Raw genomic sequence first — 5663 nt, forward strand, 5'->3', positions numbered from 1 at the left:
TGAGATAATGTCGGCTCACCGGTCCAATTGCCGATGAGCCATTACCTGCCCTCCACACAAAAGAACTGACAGGCCCCGAAACCTCCCCCTGACCATTTGCTAAACTGCCCCCCAAACAATCCGATTGAAGCCAATGAACGCCCAAGAAGTTGCCTCCTACCTGCAGACCAATCCCCGGTTCTTCGAAGACAACGCCGAACTGCTGGCCGCGGTGCAACTCACCAGCCCGCACAGCCACCGCGCGGTGTCGCTGCAGGAGCGCCAGATGGAAATCCTGCGCGAGAAAAACAAGGGCCTGGAGCTGAAGCTGGCGGACCTGGTTCGCCACGGCCATGACAACGACCGCACCCAGCAGCGCATGCACGCCTGGCAGTTGCGCCTGCTGGCCGAGGTGGACTCGCACGCGCTGCCGTATGCGGTGCAGGACGGCCTGCAGCAAGTGTTCGACGTGCCTGGCGTGGCCCTCAAGCTGTGGAATGTGGCTGAGAGCTACGCGCACATGGAAGTGGCGCAGGGCGCGAGCGAAGACGTCCGCCTGTTTGCCGAGGGCCTGCGCGCGCCGTATTGCGGCGCCAACAGTGGCTTCGAGGCCGCGGCCTGGCTGGAGCGCGACGACATCGCCTCGCTGGCCATGGTGACGCTGCGCGTGCCCACGCGCGACGCCGCCGCGCTCGGCGCGGCCTTTGGCCTGCTGGTGCTGGGCTCGCCCGAGCCGCGGCGTTTCCACGAGGGCATGGGCACGGCCTACCTGGCGCAGATCGGCGAAGTGGCCGGCGCCGCGCTGAACCGCCTGCGCGACTGATGGCGCCGCGCCGCGCGCGCAAGGCCGCTTCGCCCGTGGCGAAGAAGCCGGCCGCGCGCAAGCAAGCCGCCGAGGCGCCGCTGGGCAAGCCGCCGCCCGACCCGGTCGTGCTGCGCTATCTGGAGTGGCTCGCCAGCAGCCGCAAGCTGGCTGTCCACACGCTGACCAACTACGCCCGCGACCTGTCGGTGCTGCAAGCGCACGCCGCGCGCCATGCGCCGGGTATTGCGCTGTTGTCGCTGCAGACCCACCATATCCGCGCCTTTGCCGCGCGCATGCACGGTGGCGGCCTGGCCGGCACCAGCATTGCCCGCACGCTGTCGGCGTGGCGCGGCTTCTTTTTGTGGGCCGCGCGCCATGGCCTGGGCGTGGAGGCCAATCCGGTGGACGGCGTGCGCGCGCCCAAATCCGGGCACCGGCTGCCCAAGGCCTTGTCGGTGGAGCACGCGGTGGCGCTGGTCTCGCACAGCGCGGGCGACGGCGCCGAGGGCCGGCGCGACCAGGCTGTCTACGAGTTGTTCTATTCCAGCGGGCTGCGCGTGTCGGAGCTGGTGCAGCTGGACGCGCGCTATGCCGAGGACGGGGAATACCGCTCCGCCGGCTGGATCGACATGGACGGCGCCGAAGTCACGGTGATCGGCAAGGGCTCGCGACGGCGCACCGTGCCCGTCGGCAGCAAGGCGATGGAAGCGCTGCGCGCGTGGCTGGCGGTGCGCCCGGAGCTGCTGCGCCCCGGCGCGCTGCCGGATGATGCGCATGCGCTGTTCCTGAGCGTGCGCGGGCGGCGCTTGCCGGCACGTACCGTGCAGTTGCGCATCAAGCAGCAGGCGATCCGGGCCGGCGTGCCGACCGACGTGCATCCGCACATGCTGCGGCACTCCTTCGCCACCCATGTGCTGCAATCCTCGGGCGACCTGCGCGCGGTGCAGGAGATGCTCGGGCACGCCAGCGTGGCCACCACCCAGATCTATACCGCGCTGGATTTCCAGCACCTGGCCAAGGTCTATGACAAGGCGCATCCGCGCGCGGGCAGGGCGCACTCAGGGCCGGCGCCGGTGGTTGCCCCGGTGGTTGCTCGGGTAGTTGCCCCGGAAGTTGCTCCGGTGGCCGCGCCGAAGGCCGTGGATGAGGGCAAGGATGCCGAAGATGCCGAAGCCGGGAAGGACGGCTAGCCCTCCCACTGCGCCAGGATGCCCCGGAAAGCTTCCATCTCGGGCAGCAGCCAGGCGCGGAAGGCCTTTACCTTGGGTGCTTCCAGCATGCCGGCCGAGCAGACGAAGTAGAGCAGCCACGGGCAGGTAATGCTCACATCGAAGAGCCGCACCACACGCCCCGACAGCAGGTCGTTGTAGGCCAGCGACGAGCGGATCAGCGCAATGCCCTGGCCCGCGGCGGCTGCCTGCAGCAGCAGCGAGGAGTCCTCCAGCAGCAGGCCCTTGCGTGGCTCCGGCCAGTCCAGGCCGGCGGCTTCGAACCACGGCTTCCACGGATCGCCCTCGCCGCGCAGCAGCGACATGCCTTTCATGTCCTGCGGCCGCGCCGGCAGCTTGCCGCCGTTGAAGGCCGGGCTGCAGACCGGGAAGAACACGTCGTCCAGCAGCTTCTCCACATACAGGCCGGGATAGTCGCCGCTGCCCATGCGCAACGCGATGTCGACTTCCTCGCGCCCGAAATCCACCAGCGTGTTGGACGACAGCAGCTCCACGTCGAGCTCGGGATGCTGCTCGATAAAGCTGCCGATGCGCGGCGTGAGCCAGCGCGCGGCAAACGACGGCATGGTGCTGATGGTGAGGCGCTTGTCGCGGTTGCCGGCCTGCAGCGCCCGGGTGGCATCGGCGATCTCCAGCAGGGCTTCGCGCACGCGCCCGGCGTAGGCCCGGCCACCGGGTGTCAGGGTCACGCGCTTGCCGTTGCGCTCGAACAGGGCCTGGCCCAGCTCCTCCTCCAGCGCGCGGATCTGGTGGCTGACCGCGCCATGGGTGACGAACAGCTCGGTGGCCGCGCGCGAAAAGCTCTCGTGGCGGGCCGCCGCCTCGAACGCGCGCAGCGCGGTCAGCCCCGGCAGGCGCGGCAGCTCGCGGTGCCAGCCACGTGGCAAATCTCTCTCCCATGCACCCTTCAGCGCCATCATCCACCTCGTCTTATGTGAGCTTATTTAACAAGAACAAGGAAAATATATCGTTTTGGAAGAGGACCGGCAATCACTAGAATGCAATGCATCGGGGCGCTACCCGCACCGGTGCCGATCCAGTACCAGGCAAGACCAAGCATAAGCCCGCCAGGGCTGAGCAGATCGGCGGCCGCCCATTCCGGGCAAGCGGGCGAGGCAGCCGGCGATGTCAGCGAAGGATGCCCAACATGAAAACATTGCTCACAACGACCCTGTTCACCCTGAGCCCGGGCGAAGTTACCTCCCTCTCCATCCACGCCGCCCAGCGCCTGCGCGTGGAAGAGGCCACGGGGACCGACGTCTGGGTCACCCGCGAAGGCGATTCGGAAGATTACTGGCTGCGTTGCGGCGGCAGCCTGCTGCTCAACAGCGGCGACGAAATCACGCTGAGCGTGGACCCGCGCGCGGCCGAGCCGGTACGCCTGGCCCTGATCGCCGAGGCCCGCCGGCCGGCAACCAACGTGTCGCACCTGGTGGCGCGCATGGCGCGGCGTTGGGTTCGAGGCACCGAGTGGACGCCTAACCAGGACCAGGTCACGGCCTCCTGAGCCAGCGGATACCGATGCGGCTGGCCGCGCGCGCGGCCATCTGCGGCTGATCCATTCCAGGCCGGCAAGCGGGGATGCAGCGCCAACGTCATAAACGCACCAAAAGACACACCAAAAGACACACCAGAAAAGGGGCGGCCTCCTGTGAGATCCGCCCCTTTTCGCTAAACTGCCGGGATGCAATCGATACAAGTCATCGAGCAGGGCCGGCAAGAGTACGAACCCTGTTTCGAAGCGATGCGCGCCTTTACCGCCGCACGCACCCCCGACACTCCCGACCAGATCTGGCTGGTCGAGCATCCCCCGGTCTATACCCTCGGCCAGGCGGGAGATCCCGCGCATGTGCTGGCCCCTGACGATGCGATCCCCATCGTGCGGATCGATCGTGGCGGCCAGGTCACTTATCACGGCCCCGGCCAGGTCGTGGCCTATCTGTTGCTCGACCTGCGCCGCCGCCACCTGATGGTGCGCGAGCTCGTCCATGCGATCGAGCAGGCCGTGCTGGATACGCTCGCGGCGTATAATCTCGCAGCCGAACGCAAGCCCGGCGCGCCTGGTATCTACCTTTCCGAAGGCCGGCACCAGGGCGCCAAGATCGCCGCGCTCGGACTCAAGATCCGCAATGGCTGCAGCTATCACGGCGTCAGCCTCAACGTGCAGATGGACCTCGCGCCCTTCCTGCGCATCAACCCCTGCGGCTATGCCGGCCTGGAAACGGTCGACATGGCAACGGCGGGCGCCACCTTCGCGGTGGCCGATGCGGCGGGTGCGTCCCGCTTGCCCGTGACCGCGGCACAACAAGCCGATATCGCGCGGCGCCTCGCGGCGGCGCTGTGTGAAGTGCTGGCAGAGGCGCAAGAGCGCGCCCTGGCGGCCCAACGGAATACCGCCGCGGCCCTGGCCACTTAGTCATCCAGCCGAATATGCACGCACCGCGCGTGCGGAGAACACTATGAGCGACGCCCTGATCGCCACTTCCAGCGAAGCCCCGCAACCCCAGGCGGAGCAGTACGACCCGACCCGCAAGCAGAAGTCGGCGGACAAGACCGCGCGCATCCCCATCAAGATCGTGCCGGCCGAGAAGCTCAAGAAGCCCGAGTGGATCCGCGTCAAGGCGGCCACCGGCAGCTCGCGCTTCTACGAGATCAAGGACATCCTGCGCGCCAACAACTTGGTGACGGTATGTGAGGAAGCCAGCTGCCCGAACATCGGCGAGTGCTTTGGCAAGGGCACCGCCACGTTCATGATCATGGGCGACAAGTGCACCCGCCGCTGCCCGTTCTGCGACGTGGGCCACGGCCGTCCCGATCCGCTGGATGCCAGCGAGCCGGGCAACCTGGCCCGCACCATCGCCCAGCTCAAGCTGAACTACGTGGTGATCACCAGCGTTGACCGCGACGACCTGCGCGACGGCGGCGCCCAGCACTTTGTCGATTGCATCACGCTGACCCGCGAGCTGTCGCCGGCCACCCGCATCGAAGTGCTGGTGCCGGACTTCCGCGGCCGCCTGGACAAGGCGCTGGACATCCTGCAAGCCGGCCCGCCGGACGTGATGAACCACAACATGGAAACCGTGCCCCGCCTGTACAAGCAGGCCCGCCCGGGCGCCGACTACGCGCACTCGCTCAAGCTGCTGCAAGAGTTCAAGCGCCGCAACCCGGCCGTGGCCACCAAGTCCGGCCTGATGGTGGGCCTGGGCGAGACCGACGAGGAAATCCTCGAAGTCATGCGCGACATGCGCGCCCACGACATCGACATGCTGACCATCGGCCAGTACCTGGCGCCGTCGGGCCACCACCTGCCGGTGATGCGCTACGTGCATCCGGACACCTTCAAGATGTTCGAGGCCGAGGCCTACAAGATGGGCTTCACCCATGCCGCCGTGGGCGCCATGGTGCGCAGCTCCTACCATGCGGACGAGCAGGCGCATAAGGCCGGGTTCGCCTGAGGCCCAGCCTTGCGCGCTGCGGCGCGCATCAGCCCGTCGAGAAGACCGGCCGGTATTCACCGGCCGGTCTTTTTTTCTGCCGTTGCATGCGCGCCACGGATGAGCGCATTTCCCGGAAATTCTTTCGCCTTTGTCATGCCCGGCCCGGCAGGGGCGCGCGCACCCACATCGAGCAGGCCCGGTGCGGCGCAAGCG

General features: G+C 67.7%; 6 protein-coding genes. 5 read left to right on the plus strand and 1 reads right to left on the minus strand.

Annotated features, from left to right (window positions below; all coding sequences use genetic code 11):
* Window positions 1–133 precede the first annotated feature (133 nt).
* On the plus strand, window positions 134–802 hold the full coding sequence (locus AC1RWI_RS34380; RefSeq protein ID WP_492870554.1) for a DUF484 family protein: 669 nt from the start codon (window positions 134–136) through the stop codon (window positions 800–802).
* Window positions 802–1974 (plus strand): tyrosine recombinase XerC, encoded by a 1173-nt coding sequence (locus AC1RWI_RS34385; protein ID WP_492870555.1) that lies wholly within the window; start codon window positions 802–804, stop codon window positions 1972–1974. The genes AC1RWI_RS34380 and AC1RWI_RS34385 overlap by 1 nt, the downstream gene beginning before the upstream one ends.
* On the opposite strand, the gene AC1RWI_RS34390 is transcribed toward AC1RWI_RS34385, so the two are convergent.
* Complete coding sequence (locus AC1RWI_RS34390) at window positions 1971–2930, minus strand: transcriptional regulator GcvA (RefSeq protein ID WP_043351136.1); 960 nt, start codon at window positions 2928–2930, stop codon at window positions 1971–1973. The genes AC1RWI_RS34385 and AC1RWI_RS34390 overlap by 4 nt on opposite strands.
* A 230-nt stretch (window positions 2931–3160) precedes the next feature.
* On the opposite strand from AC1RWI_RS34390, the gene AC1RWI_RS34395 reads away from it, so the two are divergent.
* From AC1RWI_RS34395 to lipA, 3 genes are all read left to right on the plus strand, one after another.
* Window positions 3161–3520: a DUF2917 domain-containing protein gene (locus AC1RWI_RS34395; protein ID WP_043351138.1), complete on the plus strand. Its 360-nt coding sequence runs from the start codon at window positions 3161–3163 to the stop codon at window positions 3518–3520.
* Between the two features lie 177 nt (window positions 3521–3697).
* Window positions 3698–4429, plus strand: coding sequence for a lipoyl(octanoyl) transferase LipB (gene lipB / locus AC1RWI_RS34400; protein ID WP_043342802.1), 732 nt, complete (start codon window positions 3698–3700; stop codon window positions 4427–4429).
* Window positions 4430–4472: 43 nt separating this feature from the next.
* On the plus strand, window positions 4473–5468 hold the full coding sequence (lipA, locus tag AC1RWI_RS34405; protein ID WP_492870556.1) for a lipoyl synthase: 996 nt from the start codon (window positions 4473–4475) through the stop codon (window positions 5466–5468).
* Window positions 5469–5663: the final 195 nt, after the last annotated feature.

This window comes from Cupriavidus sp. MPR-AND1C (assembly GCF_058809705.1).